Raw genomic sequence first — 2346 nt, forward strand, 5'->3', positions numbered from 1 at the left:
TTTGCCTATAATAACGCTCTGAATGCCATTGGAAGTAAGTTTCCAACGTTGACAAACTTTGTTTTCAAAAACAAATTGACCGCTACAATTTTAAAGAATTCCTTTGCTATTGCTGAAAAAAGAACGTTGCCATTAGTTTCAAACAAAAGTTTAAGTAAACACATAAAACTCTATAAAAATAAAGAGATTATCAAAAACTATATTAAGACAATTTATTTTTTTAATGATGAGTTTACCAATTATTTAGACACCTCCATTGGACAGGATGCTATTGAGCTTTTGATGGGTTTAAACTATCACGTAAAGTTTGTCTCCCATTCAGAATCTGGAAGGTCATTTCTTTCAAAAGGACTTCTTGAACAGGCTAAACAAGTAGCGAATGAAAATGTTACAGTTTTTAAAAATCTTATTACTTCAGAAACACCTTTAATTGGTATTGAGCCGTCAGCTATTTTAACCTTTACGGATGAATATCCTAGGCTCGCCGATGATAAGGAGGCTGCAAAAGTTATTGCTGAAAACACATTTTTAATCGAAGAATTTATTCAGCAGGAAATTGAATCAGGCAATATCAAAGCGTCGCAATTTACAAAAGAAGCAAAAACTATAAAGTTCCATGGCCATTGCCATCAAAAAGCTTTGCGCAATCAGTTGTCCAGTTTTAAAGTACTCAATTTGCCCGAAAACTATACAGTTACCATTATTCCGAGTGGTTGTTGTGGCATGGCGGGAAGTTTTGGATATGAAAAAGAGCATTATGATGTGAGTATGCAAATAGGTGAACAAACTTTGTTTCCAGCTATTAGACGCGCTCCTGCAACAACAGTAATTTCTGCAAATGGCACAAGTTGCAGGCATCAAATTATGGATGGAACGGAAAAAGAAGCATTGCATCCCATTACCATTTTGAGACGAGCACTTATATAAATTTTTTTAAGGGATTGTTATTTAGGTTTTTATCTGGTTTCAAAACAAGATTCATTTTTTGATGCTGATTTTTAATAGGCATACTAAATATCTCTTGATTAAACGATTGATAAAAGGTAGCGGTTTTGGGATTAATCGTTATCTTACAAACTTTAAAATTCAAAAAACTCTTTTAGTATTCTATTTTTTTGTTTCTATCAGAATACAATTATATTAGCGTAAAATAAAATATATGGCTGGAAATTCCTTTGGAAAATTATTTAAACTTACCACTTTTGGTGAGTCTCACGGTGTCGGAATTGGAGGTATTATTGATGGTTGCCCATCTGGAATTCATCTCGATTTTGAAGCTATTCAATTTGAAATGGATCGTCGAAAACCTGGTCAGTCTGATATTGTAACACAGCGCAAGGAATCGGATGTGGTGGAGTTTTTTTCGGGTATCTTTGAAGGTCAGACCACAGGGACGCCCATAGGATTTATCATTAAAAACACCGATCAAAAATCAAACGATTATTCACATATAAAAGATGTCTATCGTCCAAGTCATGCCGATTACACTTATGATAAAAAATATGGCGTACGCGATTATCGTGGTGGCGGACGGAGTTCAGCACGTGAAACGGCAGCTCGCGTTGTGGCTGGTGCAATAGCAAAGCAGATGTTGAAGGATGTTAAAATTCATGCTTACACCTCGTCCGTGGGCGATTTGTTTTTGGATAAACCTTATCAAGATTTGGATTTCTCTAAGATTGAAAGCAATACTGTACGTTGCCCTGATGAATTGATTGCAAATCAGATGATTGAAAAGATCAGAAAAATTAGGAAAGAAGGTGATACTATTGGTGGAACGGTCACCTGTGTTATCCAAAATGTACCAGTGGGCTTGGGTGAACCGGTTTTTGATAAACTGCATGCCGAACTTGGAAAAGCCATGTTATCCATAAATGCTGTTAAAGGTTTTGAATACGGCAGTGGATTTTGCGGTGCAAAAATGAAAGGCAGTGATCACAACGATCAATTTAATGAAGATGGAAGTACCAAAACCAATCTGTCAGGAGGGATTCAAGGAGGAATTAGCAATGGCATGGATATCTATTTTAGAGTGGCATTTAAGCCTGTGGCCACAATAATTCAAAAACAAAACACACTCGATAATAAAGGGGCTATTGTTGAAATGCAAGGAAAAGGAAGACATGATCCTTGTGTGGTACCAAGAGCAATTCCAATTGTGGAAGCTATGGCCGCATTGGTATTGGCAGATTATCAGCTGTTAAGAAGCCAGGAGTTGTTTGGTAAATAGCCTCCTTATTTTGAGTACCAATTGATTTTTTAAACTAACTAATTACTTAAGAATATTATATTATGAAAAAACTGGCATTGCATTGGAAAATTATTATTGGAATGATTCTCGGTATA

The 2346-nt window shown here is 35.7% G+C and carries 2 protein-coding genes; both read left to right on the plus strand.

Annotated features, from left to right (window positions below):
• The coding region (locus VNJ50_RS06850) for a (Fe-S)-binding protein (protein ID WP_414652871.1) at nucleotides 1-927 on the plus strand (927 nt) is incomplete at its 5' end.
• 232 nt (nucleotides 928-1159) lie between these two features.
• A complete protein-coding gene (gene aroC, locus VNJ50_RS06855) occupies nucleotides 1160-2230 on the plus strand; it encodes a chorismate synthase (RefSeq protein ID WP_325580295.1) in 1071 nt (356 codons plus the stop codon).
• Nucleotides 2231-2346: the final 116 nt, after the last annotated feature.

Source organism: Gelidibacter sp. (assembly GCF_035577925.1).
Lineage (GTDB): Bacteria > Bacteroidota > Bacteroidia > Flavobacteriales > Flavobacteriaceae > Gelidibacter.

Excerpts from the sequence above, each read along its gene's own strand:
- aroC (WP_325580295.1), top strand. The coding sequence starts at position 1,160 with ATGGCTGGAAATTCCTTTGGAAAATTATTTAAACTTACCACTTTTGGT.